The 16,704-nt window shown below is 37.9% G+C and carries 14 protein-coding genes; 6 read left to right on the top strand and 8 right to left on the bottom strand.

What is annotated here, in order from left to right:
• Positions 1–228: 228 nt before the first annotated feature.
• Positions 229–1,509, bottom strand: coding sequence for a nucleotide sugar dehydrogenase (locus tag OTK01_RS04530; RefSeq protein WP_029227927.1), 1,281 nt, complete (start codon positions 1,507–1,509; stop codon positions 229–231).
• On the bottom strand, positions 1,502–2,668 hold the full coding sequence (locus OTK01_RS04525; RefSeq protein WP_029227928.1) for a glycosyltransferase: 1,167 nt from the start codon (positions 2,666–2,668) through the stop codon (positions 1,502–1,504). Before OTK01_RS04525 ends, OTK01_RS04530 begins: the two co-directional genes overlap by 8 nt.
• Before the next feature lie 166 nt (positions 2,669–2,834).
• On the opposite strand from OTK01_RS04525, the gene OTK01_RS04520 reads away from it, so the two are divergent.
• From OTK01_RS04520 to OTK01_RS04500, 5 genes are read left to right on the top strand one after another with little or no spacing between them, the layout of a single operon-like run.
• Positions 2,835–3,353: a DUF4330 domain-containing protein gene (locus OTK01_RS04520; RefSeq protein WP_029227929.1), complete on the top strand. Its 519-nt coding sequence runs from the start codon at positions 2,835–2,837 to the stop codon at positions 3,351–3,353.
• Between the two features lie 13 nt (positions 3,354–3,366).
• The gene (locus tag OTK01_RS04515; protein ID WP_029227930.1) at positions 3,367–3,876 is read left to right on the top strand and encodes a hypothetical protein; all 510 of its coding nucleotides are present in this window, start codon (positions 3,367–3,369) and stop codon (positions 3,874–3,876) included.
• A gap of 28 nt (positions 3,877–3,904) precedes the next feature.
• Entirely contained in the window at positions 3,905–5,290 is a 1,386-nt protein-coding gene (locus OTK01_RS04510) for an O-antigen ligase family protein (RefSeq protein ID WP_029227931.1), read from the top strand.
• 3 nt (positions 5,291–5,293) lie between these two features.
• Positions 5,294–7,051, top strand: coding sequence for an Rqc2 family fibronectin-binding protein (locus tag OTK01_RS04505; RefSeq protein WP_029227932.1), 1,758 nt, complete (start codon positions 5,294–5,296; stop codon positions 7,049–7,051).
• Between the two features lie 56 nt (positions 7,052–7,107).
• Positions 7,108–8,355 (top strand): 6-phosphofructokinase, encoded by a 1,248-nt coding sequence (locus tag OTK01_RS04500; protein ID WP_013432193.1) that lies wholly within the window; start codon positions 7,108–7,110, stop codon positions 8,353–8,355.
• Positions 8,356–8,408: 53 nt separating this feature from the next.
• Here OTK01_RS04500 and OTK01_RS04495 read toward each other — a convergent pair whose 3' ends face one another.
• The 4 genes from OTK01_RS04495 to OTK01_RS04480 are packed head-to-tail and all read right to left on the bottom strand — an operon-like array spanning position 8,409 to position 12,929.
• Complete coding sequence (locus OTK01_RS04495; RefSeq protein WP_029227933.1) at positions 8,409–10,898, bottom strand: ATP-dependent Clp protease ATP-binding subunit; 2,490 nt, start codon at positions 10,896–10,898, stop codon at positions 8,409–8,411.
• 16 nt (positions 10,899–10,914) lie between these two features.
• A complete protein-coding gene (locus tag OTK01_RS04490) occupies positions 10,915–11,901 on the bottom strand; it encodes a protein arginine kinase (RefSeq protein WP_029227934.1) in 987 nt (328 codons plus the stop codon).
• 9 nt (positions 11,902–11,910) lie between these two features.
• Complete coding sequence (locus tag OTK01_RS04485) at positions 11,911–12,423, bottom strand: UvrB/UvrC motif-containing protein (protein ID WP_013432190.1); 513 nt, start codon at positions 12,421–12,423, stop codon at positions 11,911–11,913.
• A 47-nt stretch (positions 12,424–12,470) separates the two neighbouring features.
• The gene (locus OTK01_RS04480; protein WP_013402843.1) at positions 12,471–12,929 is read right to left on the bottom strand and encodes a CtsR family transcriptional regulator; all 459 of its coding nucleotides are present in this window, start codon (positions 12,927–12,929) and stop codon (positions 12,471–12,473) included.
• 187 nt (positions 12,930–13,116) lie between these two features.
• On the opposite strand from OTK01_RS04480, the gene OTK01_RS04475 reads away from it, so the two are divergent.
• A complete protein-coding gene (locus OTK01_RS04475; RefSeq protein ID WP_416352868.1) occupies positions 13,117–14,001 on the top strand; it encodes a polysaccharide deacetylase family protein in 885 nt (294 codons plus the stop codon).
• 41 nt (positions 14,002–14,042) lie between these two features.
• Here the strand turns inward: OTK01_RS04475 and OTK01_RS04470 are convergent, their stop codons facing one another.
• Positions 14,043–14,339, bottom strand: coding sequence for a zinc-ribbon domain containing protein (locus OTK01_RS04470; protein WP_013432187.1), 297 nt, complete (start codon positions 14,337–14,339; stop codon positions 14,043–14,045).
• 128 nt (positions 14,340–14,467) lie between these two features.
• Complete coding sequence (gene fusA, locus OTK01_RS04465; RefSeq protein WP_029227936.1) at positions 14,468–16,552, bottom strand: elongation factor G; 2,085 nt, start codon at positions 16,550–16,552, stop codon at positions 14,468–14,470.
• Between the last annotated feature and the right edge of the window lie 152 nt (positions 16,553–16,704).

Raw genomic sequence — 16,704 nt, 5'->3', positions numbered from 1 at the left:
TCGAGCCGGATAATAAGAAGGCTTTTTATGCCTTCCACCGAAGATTTCCGACTCTGCTTTTTTACAAAGCCGACAATATTATAGCACAGGTTAATATTAATAACAAGACAATATTGTTTTTTTACTAAAATTTTTATATAATCATATCTGCAAAACCCCCCAAATTTTATTTTGAAGGTCTATATCCAAAAAAAGAGGTCGTGGCAAGTTGCCATGACCTCTTTTTCTTTATATCTTTTCCAGCACAAATCCTTTTTCTTTTGCATCATTGTAAGAAAATACATTTCGTGTGTCAATAATAATTGCCTGAGAAGGTGGAATATACTCAAAAATCTTTTCAAATTCTATCCCATGCTGCTTTGCTAAAATCAAAACAAGCTGTGTATCTTTCAAAGCCTCTTGCAAGCTGCTGACTTTAAAATCATATTCGGTTTTTACCGCAGGGTCAAACGCTTTAACCTCAACGCCTCGAGCTTGTAAGATTTTAATTATCTCAATAGCTGGGCTGAGCCTATCGTCAGAAGAGTAATCTTTCATCGCAATACCAAGCACTGCAACCTTTTTTGGACATTTGTGTTTTTCAATAGTCTTCATAACAAGGTCGGAGATATAATTAGGAATACCTTCGTTGAACATTCTTGCTGTTTTTGAGAGTTTGAGCTCAACACCCAGCTCCTGTGCTTTTGCATCTAAATAATAAAATGCGTTAGGAATGCAAAATCCTCCAACCCCAGGCCCAGGATACAAGAGATTTACCCTTTTGTGAGTGTTTGCAACCTTTATTACTTCAAATATATCAAGGTTCATCGCCTTTGTAAATCTCTCAAACTCGTTTACCATCGCAATATTTATATCCCTTTGCAGATTCTCTATCACCTTTGCTGTCTCAACAACCTCAAACGACGATGCAACAATTATCTCTTCCTTACAAATCACCTTAATCAAATCAACAGCTCTTTTTGCACTATTTTCACAAAATCCCGCCAAAGCAGTAGGCATATTTTCAAACTCTTCAAAAGCCTTCCCCTCTGCAATCCTTTCTGAGGCATAGGCTAAATAAAAGTCCTCTCCACATTTCAAACCACTCTCTTCTAATATCGGTAGAAATATATTTCTTGTTGTACCCGGAACAACGGTTGATCGCAAAAGTATTAGTTGATTTTTTCTCAAATTTTTGCTTATCTCTTTAGCGCAAGAAATTAGATAATCAAAGTAAGGTCTTCCTCCATAAACAGGTATTGGTACCGTGACTATTACATCGTCTACATTTTCAAGTGCCTCTTCGTAATCGACCATTGGAACAAAGTTCCCATTCTCAAGCTGTTCCTTTAAAATCTCCTGTATAGTCTTTCCATTGTAACTTTCTAAATGGTGAGTCACTCCCTTTTTAAGCTCCTCAATCAATTTTTCGTTGCTATCAACACCAAAGACTTTATAACCCTTCATTGCAAACGAAAGAGCAAGTGGAAGACCAACATACCCAAGTCCAATTACACATACGCTATTCAATATCTATCCCTTCCCTCTTTAGTATATCAATAATTTGAGCTACTCTGCTATCCCAGGAGGTTTGCTTTGCATACTCTATTCTTTTTTCTATCTTTTCAATATTAGGATTTTGTGCCTCCTGCAGAGCTTGAACGCATTTTTCAAGCACATCTTCATAGTTTTTGCCGATATATACAACATCAGAAAATTCTTCTACCTGAGGCATAGAAGTTGAAACAATTGGTTTTCCAGTTGCCAAATATTCATAAAATTTTAGCGGACTTACATTCTCTGAGAGCTTGTTTGTTCTGAATAAGTTCAAGCACACATCAAATTGAGAAACATACTGCGGCAAATCCCTGTGATCAATCCTTCCAAGCAAATAAACATTGCTCAGCTTCTTTAAATTATCTACACTCACACCAGCACCCACAGGTCCTATTAAAACAAAAGACCACTCTCTTTTTTCTCTTGCTAAATATTCTATAAGCTGAGTGTCTATCCATGTGTGGATAACACCTACAAAGCCAAAGATAGGACGGGGTATATTATTCATCTTATCGGGTACAGGCAATTTATTTGAAGCTTTATTAAAGTGTTCAAACTCAGCACCGTTTGGCACAAGATATGTGTTAGGATTTAATGGCTTAAGTTTATTATATAATCCATGGGTTGTTGTAAAAACTACATTACTCTTTTGAGCAAGCTCATCTTCCATGCTCTCAACCAAAGCCTTGTCAATAAACCCTTGAAACTCTGAATGTTTGTCTATACAGTCGTAAACTAAAAAACTGTAAGAAAGATGTTCAAGAAGATCAACAGTGTTTGGCATGTAGGTCCATATTATAGGTGACTTTAAATCAAAGTTTTGATAGATAACTTCTTTTACAAAATTTGCTATCATTTTTTGATTTAACTTATTTATAGATCTTTTCTTGTTATAAAAAGGAATAATAGGTGGCAGAGCAAATACAAAAAGGTTTTCTTTTATTCTTTTTGGAGACTTTCTAAATCTTGTTAGGTAAGGTCTCAAACTGGGGTCTTTTAATGGACCTATCAAGGTCACAGGTGGGTCTAAATAAAATATTCTACAGTTTTGTGGCATTCTTTTCATTATCTGTTGTTTTCGTGTTGGTATAGGGTCCCATGGCGTTGTTGAAAAACAAATTATATCTATCATCTTTTCTCAGTCCCTCAGTAATTTTTTTGAAACTCTTTTTACAAATCTTAAGATACAATATTTCTGGCAGTGCAGTCAACAAAAAATTCTAATATCTCTTGACCAAGCTCAGTAATTTGTAATACTATGGTCTTGATAAACTATTGTTGTGGAGGGAGAAATAAATATGAAAATAGTGGACCAAAAAGGAAGACTATTTGGAATTATTAACATTGTTGACCTTATCTTGATAGTGCTGATTGTAGCAATTGCATGGGTAGGGTTTGCAAAGATTTCATCACATGCAAAATCATCCGAAAATACTCCGCAGGATGAATTTGTGGAAATCAAGCCGGGCGAAGCAATCATCAATGTAAAAATTCCTCTCGCTGACCCTGTTATGGCTCAGTCTCTTCACAAAAACGATTATTTGGTAACTGGCGACACTTTGACAAAATCATACATTCAGGATATTCAAATAAAAGATGGAATATATGAAAGAACATCAACAGACGGCAAAGTTGTTGTCGCAACCCACCCATACAAGAAAGATGTCTATCTTACTATCTATGGCTACGTAACTTTGCAAGGAGCAACAATAAAGCTTGACAAGCAGACAGTCAGAGTTGGAAAGACATTTTATGTAAAGACAAGAACTACAGAACTTGTTGGAGTTGTAACTGGAGTGAAAATTGTAAAAGAATAGGGCTGGTGGAAACATGATTAAAGAAAGTTATTCTTACAAATTGGCTTTGTTATTAGCAAGATATTTAAAGGAGAGCAGAATATATGAGCTTGTTTCCAAGCTATTTTATCTTTCAAGATACTCAGCAGTCTTCGAACTTGTAAGAAAAAAAACAAAAGAAGACTACATACAACAATCTCTTTTCTTTAGGACTCTTTTGAACTTTTATAGCAAGATTATAAATAGTATACATCGGGTACTTTTATCCTCAGAAAGTTTGTGGTCACACAGTTTTTTGGTTTATGTTGTCCGTGAACAGATAAGATTTATGAAAGAAAAACCTGCTTTTTTCTGCATTCTTTACGCTTTTATCTTCTACACTGGCTTTATAGCTGGAAAAATTGTAAAAGGCGCTCTCTCAATAAAAAGTCTACTGCCATGGGCCATTTTGCTACTGCTAAATTTCTTCTTCATTCAAGATGCCATGAGGAAGTTCTCAAAAGACAGTATAATTATCAGGTTCTTTAAAGACATTTTTGCCTGAAAAATAGATTTATGAAAGGTGAAATAGGATGGCTGAAAAGAAAACTTTATATATTACCTCTTTTTTGATGCTTTTGTTAGGAATTATTAGCAGCTTAATCTCTGTAAAAGTTGGCATACTTACGCTTGGTCTGTTTTTGCTTGTGCTAATAATGTTAGAAGACCCTTCAAAACTCTTGTGGGGTGTTGTACTTTATGCTTTTGTGGATTTTCTTTTCAGAAAACTTTCTATTTTAAGCGGTTTTGCTTCTGTGTGGGATGAAGCGCTATTTTTGATAATTGTCTTTGCGCTGTTTTTAAAGTCAATTATAAAAAATCAATCAAGTTTGAGGGTTTCTCCATTAGATGTGTACGTCTTGGTCTTCTTACTTGTTTGTGTATTTTTGCTGTTCAAAAATTCGCCTGATATGAGAATAGCAATAGAAGGGTTTAGAGTATACGCAGAGTATGCCTTATGGTTCTTTGTGGGATTGTGGCTTTTAAAAGACGCAAAGCAGTTTGAAAGGATTATTACAATATTCATCCTGATGATGTTCATAATATCCATTTACGGTATATACCAGTATATTATTGGTGTTGAAATACCCTCAAGCTGGATTGATAGCAGTAGAGAAACGTATATAAGAACAAGGGTGTTTTCAATTATAGGAAGTCCAAATGTCCTTGGAAGTCTTTTGGCAATGTCAATCCCGTTTGTACTTCCATATGTGCTTTATGAGAAAAATATTAAAAAGAGAATTTATTATTCGGTTGTGTTGATTTCGATGATTGCCTGCCTTGGGTTTACATTTTCAAGAGGAGCATGGCTTGCATTTTTGTTTTCAATGCTTCTTTTTGGTTTTTTCATAGACAAAAAAGTTTTGGGCATTCTCTTTGCCATCTTTGTATCAGTCCCTATTTTGGCACCTTCAATTGTGATGAGGGTGCTTTATATGCTAAGCTCTGAGTATGCCAAAAGCAGCGCAAGGGCAGGAAGAATTGCCCGTTGGACAAAAGCATATGAGATTTTGACACAGCATCCTCTCTTTGGTGTTGGATTTGGAAGATTTGGCGGTGCGGTTGCAAAGAGAAATATAGCCAATGCATTTTACGTTGATAATTTCTACCTTAAAAGTGCTGTTGAAATGGGAATCATTGGAGCAGGTTTAATGATTTTGGTGTTTATAGTAGGGCTTTTGCTTGCTGCAAGAACTGTAAAACATCTGCGCTCAAAAGAACTTAAGAATATAGCAAGCGGAGTGCTCATTGGTCTTGCAACAGTCTTGCTGCACAACGTGGTTGAAAACATCTTTGAAGTTCCAATGATGACAACATATTTCTGGCTGTTTTTGGGATTTTTGTTTGCTCTCAAATCAGTAGAAGATAAAAGCCAATCTTTTCAGCAGAAGAACATCTGCAACAATGGGGGAAGCTAAAAAATGCCATTTGACGGAGTTGTTTTAAGTGCTCTTAAAAAAGAGTTAATTTCGGAGCTTGTGGATGGCAAAGTTGAGAGAATATATCAGCCAAATCAGTTTGAGGTAAACCTTTATGTCTACAAATTTGGCAGTACAAAAAAACTGATTATCTCTGCAAATCCTTCTTTGCCAAGGATATATATTTCACCAAGGCAAAAGAAAAACCCAGAAGTTGCTCCAAACTTCTGTATGATTTTGCGCAAGAACTTGCTCGGTGCAAGGCTTGTCGGAATTTATCAGGAAGGGTTAGAAAGAATTTTGAAGATAGAGTTTGAGACAAAAAGTGAGCTGGGTGACATTGAGACAAAGTATATCATATTTGAAATGATGGGAAGGCACAGCAATATATTCTTGGTAGATTCCAATTACAAAATTATTGATGCGATAAAAAGGCTATCATTCGAAGACTCACCAAGACCAATTTTACCTGGAGTCAAATACACATTGCCGCCAGTTTTGACAAAGAAAAATCCTATTGAAGTTTCATTTGAAGAATTTGCCTCTTTTTTTAAATCCTCAAACAAAAGTCCAGAAAATATACTGACCGACAATCTTTCAGGAATTAGCAAACAATTTGCGAATGAAGTTATCTTGCGTGCACAAGTTTTTGAAAAAAGTCTTGAAAATGAGGATACAATTAAAAGGATTTTTGATTCTTTAAAAGAATTATTATATTGTATAGTCGAAAAAGGGGAGATACTTCCAACACTCTATACTGAAAAAGGAAACGTTGTAGACTTTTATGCTATCGACTTGAAATGTTACACTGCTTACCCCAAAAAACACTTTCCAAATCTAAATTCGTGTATAGACGAATACTATTTTAAAAAAGAACAATACACAGTATTTATTGAGAAACGTCAACATCTTCAGAAGGTTATAGAACAAAATATAAAGAAGCTGAGCCAAAAATATGAGCAGAATATTCAAAAAATACAAGAGGCTAAAAATGCCGAGGTTTACAGAAAATATGGTGACCTAATTTTAGCAAATCTTTACCAGCTCAGAGAAACAAATGAGGATTTTGTTGAAGTTATTGATTATTACAGTGAAGATTTGTCTACCATAAAAATTCCGCTTGAAAAAGACAAAGATTTGAAACAGAATACTGAGAGGTATTATAAGCTTTACAATAAGCTCAAAAAAGCTGAAGAGTATGCTAAAAATGAAATTGCCGAAATTGAGAAAGAACTTGAATTTCTGCAAAGTTTAGAAGCACTGCTTGAAAAAAGCCAAGAAATAGAAGACCTTTTGAGCATTGAAGAAGAGTTAGAAAAAGAAAGTTATATCAAAACTCAGGCAGAAAATGCAGGTCAGCAAAAGAAAAAAGAAAATCAAAAATCAAAACCTCACCACTTTATCAGCTCAGATGGATTTGACATATATGTGGGAAGAAACAACCTGCAGAATGATTTTCTCACCCTAAAATTTGCTTCAAGCCATGACATCTGGCTTCACACCCAAAAGATTCCCGGCTCTCATGTTATAATTCGAACAAACAACAAAGAAGTCCCGCAAACAACCTTGATTGAAGCTGCACTTCTTGCAAGCTACTTTAGCAAAGCCAAGCATTCAACAAAAGTGCCGGTTGACTATACCTTTGTAAAGTATGTAAAAAAACCACCCAAAACCAAGCCAGGTTTTGTTATTTATGATAACTTCAAGACTATCATTGTTGATTCGCCTGAAAATATTGATAACTTTAACAAAGTTGAGTAATGGCTTCTATGTTTAACGTTAAAATAAACTAAAAATACGGACGGGAGGGATTTTGAATGCCAAAAGAAGGTAACTGCGTGGTTGCGCAATCAGGTGGACCAACTGCTGTCATCAACGCATCGCTTCTGGGTGTTATTGAAGAAGCTATGAAACAGCACCCAATCCGTGCTATTTATGGTGCTAAAAATGGAATCATTGGTCTTATCGACGAAGAGCTTTACGACCTCAGAATGGAAGACCCTGAGGAGCTGAAGCTTTTAAAGACAACTCCATCCTCTGCCTTAGGTTCTTGCAGGTATCAGCTCAAGCCTTTTGAACATGATGAAAAAGACTATATCAAGATTTTCAATGTATTTGAGGCGCACAACATCCGCTACTTTTTCTATATAGGCGGAAATGACTCAATGGACACAGCTGACAAGCTCACACGATATGCGCAAAAAATTGGATATGACATATGCATAATCGGAATTCCAAAGACAATCGACAACGACCTTGTGATGACAGACCACTGTCCGGGTTTTGGAAGTGCTGCAAAGTACATTGCAACATCTGTGATGGAAATTGCAAGAGATGCAGTGGTGTACCCAACAAACATTGTTACTATAATTGAAGTGATGGGAAGAAACGCTGGCTGGCTTGCAGCAGCATCTGCTCTGGCATCTAAAGATATAGGCGCACCAGATTTAATATACCTTCCTGAAGTTCCATTTTCAATCGACAAGTTTTTGGATGATGTAAGAAACATCCACAAAAAAACTGGAAAGATCACTATTGTGGTTTCAGAGGGCATAAAAGACAAAGAAGGAAAGTATATTGCTGATATGAGCCACAAGTTTGGAATAGACGCGTTTGGGCATGTGCAGCTTGGCGGTGCAGCATTTGTTTTAGAGAACATCATCCGCGAAGAAGTGGAAAAGAGAGTAAAATCAATTCAATTCAACGTACTGCAGCGCAGTGCTGCTCATATCATGTCCAAAACTGACGTTGAGGAAGCGTACATGGTTGGACGCATGGCAGTAAGGTACGCGGTTGAAGGCGCTTGTGGATACATGGTAGCAATAAAACGCGACAGTGACAATCCTTATTCAAGTTCAACAGAGCTTGTTGAGCTCAGCAAGGTTGCAAATGCTGAAAAGCTTGTCCCGCTTGCATGGATATCACATGACGGCAACTATGTAAAAGAAGATGCTCTAAATTATATCCAGCCGCTAATTGAAGGTGAAGTTGAAGTCAAGTACGAAAGAGGTCTTCCTCGATATGCAAAGCTCAGAAAGATAATGGTGCCAAAGAAGGTCGTATAAATAAAACAAAAAAGCGGGAGCTGAAGTTTTAAGTGCTGCTCCCGCTTTAATTTTTACTGTGACTGAGCCATTTCAGATGAAGATGTAGATGCCTTTTCTTTTTTGACTATTACTGTATTTCCATCAACAAAGTCCACTATAAACTCATCGCCCTGTTTTATCTTCCCTTCCAAGATAGCCTCTGAAATCTTGTCTTCCACCATGCTCTGGATTGCACGCTTCAGCGGTCTTGCACCGAACACAGGGTCAAATCCTTTTTTAGCAATTGCTTCAACCAAGGAGGTAGTAAACTCTGCATAGTACTCGCTTGCCTTTATCCTCTCCTGCAAGTTTTTGAGCATTATTTCTACAATCTTTTTAACATCCTCTTCGTCAAGCGGATGGAAGACTATAATTTCATCAATTCTGTTCAAAAACTCTGGCCTGAAAGTTTTCTTAAGCTCTGTCATGACATTTTCTTTTATCTGTTCATATGTCCTTTGTTTTTCATCCTCTGAAGTTGAAAATCCTAACTTTTTGGGGTTTGTAATAAGGTTTGCACCAATGTTAGATGTCATGATAATAACAGTGTTTCTAAAGCTTACCGTTCTTCCCTGAGAGTCTGTGAGTCTTCCATCGTCAAGTATCTGCAAAAGCAGGTTGAAAACATCAGGGTGCGCTTTTTCTATCTCGTCAAACAACACAACAGAGTAAGGTCTTCTTCTGACCTTCTCGGTAAGTTGGCCACCCTCTTCATACCCAACATAGCCTGGAGGCGAACCGATGAGCTTAGATACATTGAACTTTTCCATATACTCCGACATGTCGATTCTTATCATAGCATCTTCTGTGCCAAACAGTGCCTCTGCCAAAGCCCTTGCAAGCTCTGTTTTACCAACACCAGTAGGTCCGAGGAAGATAAACGAACCAATTGGTCTTTTCGGGTCTTTGAGCCCAACTCTTCCTCGTCTTATAGCCCTTGCAACAGCTTTGACAGCCTCATCCTGACCAACAACTCGTCTGTGCAAAACCTCTTCAAGCTTTAAAAGTCTTTCAGACTCATCTTCGGTAAGTTTATTTACCGGAATTCCTGTCCAGCTTGATACAATGTATGCAATGTCATCTTCTGTAACAATTGGCTGTGTCTTTTGCTGGTCATTTGTCCATGAATTTTTAATCTTTTCAAGCTCCTGGCGAAGCTTCATTATTTCATCTCTTATCTTTGCAGCTTTTTCATACTCCTGAAGCCTTATAGCCTCTTCTTTTTCCTTCTCAAGCTTTTCAATCTTCTCTTCAAACTCTTTCACATGCGGGGGCAAAGTATACATTCTGAGCCTTACCCTTGATGCTGCCTCATCAATAAGGTCGATTGCTTTGTCCGGCAGGTATCTATCTGTGATATATTTAGTAGACAGCTCAACAGCAGCTTTTATAGCCTCATCAGTTATCTTAACACCATGATGAGCTTCGTATTTGTCTCTAAGACCTTTTAAAATCTGTATAGCTTCTTCAGGTGTTGGCTCACCAACCAAAATTGGCTGGAACCTTCGCTCAAGTGCTGCATCCTTTTCTATGTGTTTTCTGTACTCATCAAGAGTTGTTGCACCAATGACCTGTATCTCACCACGTGCAAGAGCAGGTTTTAAGATGTTTGACGCATCAATTGCACCTTCCGCTGCACCAGCACCAATTATGGTATGCATCTCATCAATAAACAGAATGACATTTCCCGCTTTTCGAACCTCTTCCATAGCTTTTTTGAGCCTTTCTTCAAACTCTCCTCTGAACTTTGACCCTGCAACCATCGCAGAAAGGTCTAAAGCCACAACCCTTTTGTTTCTCAAAAGTTCAGGAACATTTCCCTCAACAATCTTTTGTGCAAGCCCTTCAACAATGGCAGTCTTACCGACACCCGGCTCACCAATCAAGCACGGGTTGTTCTTTGTTCTTCTCGACAAAATCTGAATAACCCTTTCTATCTCTTTTTCACGGCCAATAACAGGGTCAATTTTGCCCTCCAAAGCAAGCTGGGTGAGGTCTCTGCTAAACTGATTTAGTGTTGGAGTGTTCTGTGTTTGGAAATTGATCTGCTGCTGAGGAGATACACCACCAACATTTTTTGCATCCTCGTTCAAAAGCTTCATAATCTCTTCAAAAAGCCTCTGTGGGTCAACACCAAGGTCCATCAAAATCCTGACAGCAACACTTTCACCTTCTCTCATTATAGCAAGAAGGATATGTTCTGTGCTGATATAGCTGCTACCAAGCCTTCGCGCTTCCATAAAGGCAATCTCAAACACTCTTTTTGTTCTCGGGGTAAAACCTGTTGGTGGCTGTGGAAGCTGATAGTCGCCCCTTCCAATCAGTTCTTCAATCTCATCAATCACCTTTTCCTCAGTAACACCCTGGCTTTGCAAAACTCTTGCAGCAATGCCACCACCTTCTCTTATAAGTCCCAAAAGCAAGTGCTCTGTTCCAACATAGTTATGGCCAAGCTCGGCAGCAGCCTGCTGCGCAAGCATTATTGCTTTCTCAGCTCTTTCTGTAAACCTTCCTTGAAACATATTAATTCTTCCCTCCCTATTCTAAAATTTTTCTTATAAGTTCTGCTCTTTTTATGTCTCTTTCCTCTGGTGTCATTTCCCTGCCAAAGTAGTCTTGGATAATAGCAGGCTGAATTAAGTTCAAAAGCACATCCAGCTTGTCGATTGTTGTCTCCTTTATTATACCCATACTGATGCCCATCCTCACATCAGATATGAGTTTTAAAGCTTCGTTTGAAGAGATATTCCTTGCATATTTCAAAATTCCAAAAGCCCTGTAGACCTTGTCTTCAACAAAAGCTCTGTTTTCGCTCAAAAGCCTCAACCTTGCTTGCTGTTCCTGTTCTATTATCTGGTTTGTAATTGAAACTACATTTGCTATAATGTCTTCTTCAGGCTGACCCAAGGTTATCTGATTAGAAATCTGATACAAGTTTCCTGCAGCTTCACTTCCCTCACCATAAAACCCCCGCACTGCAATCCCCAGCTTTGTTATTGTATCAATTATTCCTTTCATGTACCCCAGAAGTGTCAGAGCAGGAAGATGAAGCATAAAAGATGCTCTCAAGCCTGTTCCAACATTTGTGGGACATGAAGTAAGGTAACCCCACGTCTCGTCATAGGCATAAGGAAGATGCTGTTCCAAAAAGTCGTCAATCCTGTTTGCATCTTCCCATGCCTTTTGTATCTGCTGTCCTCTGTAAAGAACCTGAATTCTTAAATGGTCCTCTTCATTTATCATAATGCTGATATTCTCATTTTGGTCAATTGCCACAGCACTTTTTATCTTTGACGATGCAAGCGCGGGTGATATCAAATGCTTTTCTATCAGCACCTGACGTTTTATAAGAGGTAGTTTTTTTATCTCGAAAAAATCAAAATGATACTGCTTGTTTTTTAAGATTACCTCCCTTACCCTATTTATAACATTTGAGGCATCATAGTCATTCATCTTTATGGTGAAAGGAACATCAGAAAGATTTCGTGCAAGCCTTATTCTGCTTGTAACAACAATATCATTCATCGTGAAAAATCACTCCCGTGAAAGCTTTTTTTCAAGCTCTCTTATTTTATCCCTAATTTGAGCAGCCTTTTCATACTCCTCATTCTTTATAGCAACGTTGAGCTCTATTTTGAGCCTGTCAATTTCTCTTTTTATTGCAATATCCTCGCCCATCTTTGTTGGAATTTTACCAACATGTTTTGTGTTGCCGTGAATCCTGCGGAAAATGGGATAGAGCTTTTCTGAAAAGGAACTATAGCACATAGCACAGCCAAACCTGCCAGCTCTTCTAAACTCGTCAAACGTCATACCACAACCCTTGCATGTAAGAGCAATCTCAAAAGAGGGCTTTAGGACCTGTGCTCCAAAAGCTGGCTCCAGTATTCCTGCCAAAAAGTTTGTTACAGAAAATGGTGCATCGAACTCTATACTGCCTTTTTGCTTTGCACAAACCTCGCAAAGATGCATCTCTGTTTTAACTCCGTTTATAATCTGTGTATAGTGCACAGTTGCCGGTCTTTTCCCACAATTTTCGCAAAGCATGATATCTCACCGTCCTTTAAAAAGAAAAGCTTCTTCTCATTTAAATATTACCCATTCATAAGAGAAATTATCATTGCTTTTAGAATTAACATTCTGAGCGTATCTTTCAATGGTTGATTCACCGGCAGTGTCTTGTCATTGAGCGCAGCTTTCATTATATTTGCTTCTCTTTTTGATATCACACCATTTTCAAGTAAACACTCAACAATTTCGTTTGCCTGGTGCTGACTCACAGGTGAGTTTATATTGTTCAGAATATTTTCAAGCAGGTTAGAAGAATTTTCAAACTTGACCTTTACAATTCTAATAGACCCGCCACCGCCACGTTTGCTTTCAATGTAATATCCTCTTTCAATAGTAAACCTGGTGGAAAGCACATAATTTATCTGAGATGGTGCACAGTTGAAAAAGTTTGCAAGCTCATTTCTCTGAATTTCAACCTCACCATCTTTTTTTTCAATCAGGTCCTTTATAAACTCCTCAATGATGTCAGAAAGCCTTGGCATAAAAATTCCACCCCGCTTCAACCTTAGCTGACTTTGACTATCTTTGACCTTACAAATATATTTTAATATATTTTTCTTTTTAATGCAATATATTTCCTGTTGTTAAGATGTAACAAATATATTATAATCATTTGTATAAAGTGCTCGCTCGAAAGGGAAGAAATTAAGGTTGAGTGTCAAAAAGATAATGTATGTAGCTTCTTCAATCATTGTAGGATTAATTATCTTCTTTGCATCCATGCATATAAGCAAAAACTTTTTCTCAGCTATAATTTTAAAACAAAATTATACTTACCTTCAAGAAGAGAGGCTCAAGAACTTTGAAAAGCCAAAACCTTTACAAAATCAAAAATTAGTCAAAATTAGTTTAAGTGAAAACAATAAAGCTAATAATTCTATTGTCACTTCAAACAAAGATGCACAAGCTGAAAAGCAAGCAAAAAATGAAAAAATCGTTTATCTTACCATTGATGATGGACCATCACCTGTCACCCCTTCCATACTTGAAATCTTGGAAAAAGAGAAAGTTAAAGCCACCTTTTTTGTGGTAGGTATAAATTGTATAAAGTATCCACAGTACTTAAAGGAAATTTATCAGAAAGGCCATTTGATAGGAAATCATTCATATTCTCACAGATATAAAAGCATATATAAAGATTTTAACCATTTTGTTGAGGACTTCAAAAAGGCGCAAGATACTATATACAAAATCATAGGAATAAAACCCAAATACTATAGATTTCCTGGTGGGTCTCTCAGCAGAGTTTCACCTCAAATTAAAAAGTTCCTTGACGCAAACGGTATAGTGTATGTTGATTGGAATGCAATCACTGGCGACTCAACAAAAAACCATGAAAATCTTACACCCAACCAAATCTTAAAAATTACAATTTCGACAGCTAATAAAAAAAATGAAGTTGTACTTCTGATGCATGACAGCTCTTCTAAAAAGAATGTGATAGAAGCTCTGCCAAGTATAATCAGAGCTTTCAAAAAACAGGGATACAGATTTGAAACAATTGACAAGATGCAAAAACCCCTTCAGTTTAAAACAAAAGCCGCATCACACTGATGCGGCTTTTAACTTCCCCATTTTATCTAAACCTGCAGTGGTTATCTTGTTGCCTTTATCTTGGAGAAACAATCACTGCAGTATATGGGTCTGTCGTTTCTGGGCCTGAATGGAACCTTTGTCTCTTTCCCGCATGCGCTGCACACTGCATCGTAAAGTTCACGTCTCTGGGTTTGTCTACCTTCTCTTCTTTGCATAGCCTTTCTTTGGTCTCTGCACTCTTTGCATCTTGTTGGCTCGTTCTTGAACCCCTTCTGCGCGTAAAATTCCTGTTCACCTGCTGTGAACACAAACTCTCTTCCGCAATCCTTGCAAACTAAAACCTTGTCTTGATACATTCTAAAATTCCCCTCACTTCATGGATTTAGATTTTTTCTGACGCCCATTGTTCCTTTGCCGAACAACCAACGTCTTTTTAATTATAACCCCATTTTAGCATTTTGTAAATAGCAAATTAAAAATTTTTTTACTCCTCTTCTTCCTCCTGCATCTGAGCCTTAGCTGCCTCTATTACCTTTTGTGCAATATGGCTGGGCACCTCTTCATACCTTGCAAATTCCATGGAAAAATATCCTCTCCCCTGTGTCATGGACCTGAGGTCTGTTGCGTATTTGAACATCTCAGCAAGAGGAACTTCTGCTAAAATCTCTTCCAAGTGATTGTCAAGCGGCTGCATACCCAGAACTCTTCCCCTTCGTCTGTTCAAATCACCCATAATATCACCAGTGTAGTCTTGTGGAACAACAACTTTTACACTCATGATAGGCTCTAAAAGCACCGGGTTTGCCTGCGCAAGACCTTTTTTGAAGGCTAAAGATGTTGCAACTTTGAACGCAAGCTCTGATGAATCAACTGGATGGTATGACCCATCAACCAAGGTAGCTTTCAAATTCATAACAGGATAGCCTGCAAGTACACCCTTTTTAATACACTCTCTCAGTCCTTTTTCAACAGCAGGAATGTACTGTTTTGGAACAGCACCGCCAAATATCTTCTCTTCAAATACCAAATCTTCTTCCGGGCTTGGTTCAAATTCAATAAACACATGCCCGTACTGACCATGTCCACCTGTTTGTTTTTTGTACTTTCCCTCGCTCTTTACCTTTTTTCTGATAGTCTCTCGATAGGGCACTTTTGGGTCAGACAAGACAACCGAGACGCCAAACTTGTTTTTAAGCTTGCTGACGATCACATCTATGTGCATCTCACCAATACCATAGATGATGTTTTGACCTGTTTCATTGTTCTTTTCTATCCTGAAAGTAAGGTCCTCTTCCATGAGCCTGTGAAGACCGTTTGAAATCTTTTCCTCATCGCCTTTTGTCTTTGGCTCAATTGCAAGCATAAGCCAGGGACGTGGAAAATCAATTTCTTCAAGCTTTATAGGTCTTGACTGTTCGCACAAGGTTGAGTTTGTCAGAGTTGATTGGAGTTTTGTCACAACACCAATGTCACCTGCAACAAGCTCTGATGCTGGAATCTGTTTTTTGCCTCTTATAACAAACACCTGGGAAATCTTTTCTGGCTTTTCAGACATGGTATTAAGCAAGGTCATCTCCGGCTTTAGAACGCCGCCTACCACTTTCAGATATGAAATTCTACCAACAAACGGGTCAGCAACTGTTTTGAATACAAAAGCACAGACAGGCTGGTTTTTGTCAACTTTTATACTTAATTCACTTCCATTTTTCGTATCCTTTGCTTTATAGTGCTTTGTATCGGCTGAGGGCAAGAGTCTGCAGATGCTGTCTAAAAGCTCTTTAACACCAAGACCCTTTGCAGCACACCCGCACAGTATTGGAAAAACTGACCTTTGTTTTATTCCTTCGCTAAGTCCCCTGTAGATTTCGTCCTCAGAGATTTCTTCACCTGCAAAATACTTTTCCATCAGTTTCTCATCATTTTCAACCGAATCCTCTATAAGACGATTCCTTATCTCCTCAATTTTATCACTCAACCCGCTCGGAATTTCTACTTCCTTTGCGGTGTTATCTTCATACCTATAAGCTCTTTTTGAAATCACATCAACAAAGCCAATAAACTTTCCATTTTCCATTATTGGATACTGAATCGGGATTGCCTTTGGTGTTAAAACTTGGTTAATTCTATCTACTACCTTTTCGAAATTGGCATTTTCCTCATCCATCTTGTTGACAAATATGAGCACTGGAAGGCCATGCTTTTGAGCAAGCTCCCATGCCTTCTCTGACCCAACCTGTACACCTGTTTTTGCACCGATTACCAACACTGCAGAGTCAGCTGCATAAAGTGCTTCACATACTTCTCCAACAAAGTCAAAGTATCCCGGCGTGTCGAGAATGTTTATTTTACAGTCCCGCCACTCAAGAGGTTCTACTGTCATTGAGATTGAAATTCGCCTCTTTATCTCTTCCGGGTCAAAGTCTGAGGTGGTTGTACCATCTTCTATCCTTCCCATTCTGTCAATACATCTTGCGGCAAATAACATACTCTCTGTGAGGATTGTTTTTCCATCCCCCCCGTGACCAAGTAAAACCACATTTTTTATATTCTGCGGCGCATAGTCTTTCATACAGGCATTCCCCCTTGTAACTTAAAAGATTTAAATTTGTGTACGATAAATAAGATATTCTACAATGATTTTAAAAATCCTTTTGCTATTTTGCTAATCTTCTCAGAAAAATTTAAAAAGGCAAACTCAGAGGAAGTTTAAGATGTGGTAGA

This window comes from Caldicellulosiruptor acetigenus (genome assembly GCF_026914305.1).
Classification (GTDB): domain Bacteria; phylum Bacillota; class Thermoanaerobacteria; order Caldicellulosiruptorales; family Caldicellulosiruptoraceae; genus Caldicellulosiruptor; species Caldicellulosiruptor acetigenus.
This window is presented reverse-complemented; position numbering and strand designations above follow the sequence as displayed.

What these genes read in the sequence shown, in the direction of transcription:
- OTK01_RS04515 (WP_029227930.1), top strand. Translation starts at nt 3,367, where the DNA reads ATGATTAAAGAAAGTTATTCTTACAAATTGGCTTTGTTATTAGCAAGA.
- OTK01_RS04470 (WP_013432187.1), bottom strand. Translation starts at nt 14,339, where the DNA reads ATGTATCAAGACAAGGTTTTAGTTTGCAAGGATTGCGGAAGAGAGTTT.
- fusA (WP_029227936.1), bottom strand. Translation starts at nt 16,552, where the DNA reads ATGAAAGACTATGCGCCGCAGAATATAAAAAATGTGGTTTTACTTGGT.
- OTK01_RS04480 (WP_013402843.1), bottom strand. Translation starts at nt 12,929, where the DNA reads ATGCCAAGGCTTTCTGACATCATTGAGGAGTTTATAAAGGACCTGATT.
- OTK01_RS04475 (WP_416352868.1), top strand. Translation starts at nt 13,117, where the DNA reads ATGTATGTAGCTTCTTCAATCATTGTAGGATTAATTATCTTCTTTGCA.
- OTK01_RS04525 (WP_029227928.1), bottom strand. Translation starts at nt 2,668, where the DNA reads ATGATAGATATAATTTGTTTTTCAACAACGCCATGGGACCCTATACCA.
- OTK01_RS04505 (WP_029227932.1), top strand. Translation starts at nt 5,294, where the DNA reads ATGCCATTTGACGGAGTTGTTTTAAGTGCTCTTAAAAAAGAGTTAATT.
- OTK01_RS04520 (WP_029227929.1), top strand. Translation starts at nt 2,835, where the DNA reads ATGAAAATAGTGGACCAAAAAGGAAGACTATTTGGAATTATTAACATT.
- OTK01_RS04510 (WP_029227931.1), top strand. Translation starts at nt 3,905, where the DNA reads ATGGCTGAAAAGAAAACTTTATATATTACCTCTTTTTTGATGCTTTTG.
- OTK01_RS04495 (WP_029227933.1), bottom strand. Translation starts at nt 10,898, where the DNA reads ATGTTTCAAGGAAGGTTTACAGAAAGAGCTGAGAAAGCAATAATGCTT.
- OTK01_RS04490 (WP_029227934.1), bottom strand. Translation starts at nt 11,901, where the DNA reads ATGAATGATATTGTTGTTACAAGCAGAATAAGGCTTGCACGAAATCTT.
- OTK01_RS04485 (WP_013432190.1), bottom strand. Translation starts at nt 12,423, where the DNA reads ATGCTTTGCGAAAATTGTGGGAAAAGACCGGCAACTGTGCACTATACA.
- OTK01_RS04500 (WP_013432193.1), top strand. Translation starts at nt 7,108, where the DNA reads ATGCCAAAAGAAGGTAACTGCGTGGTTGCGCAATCAGGTGGACCAACT.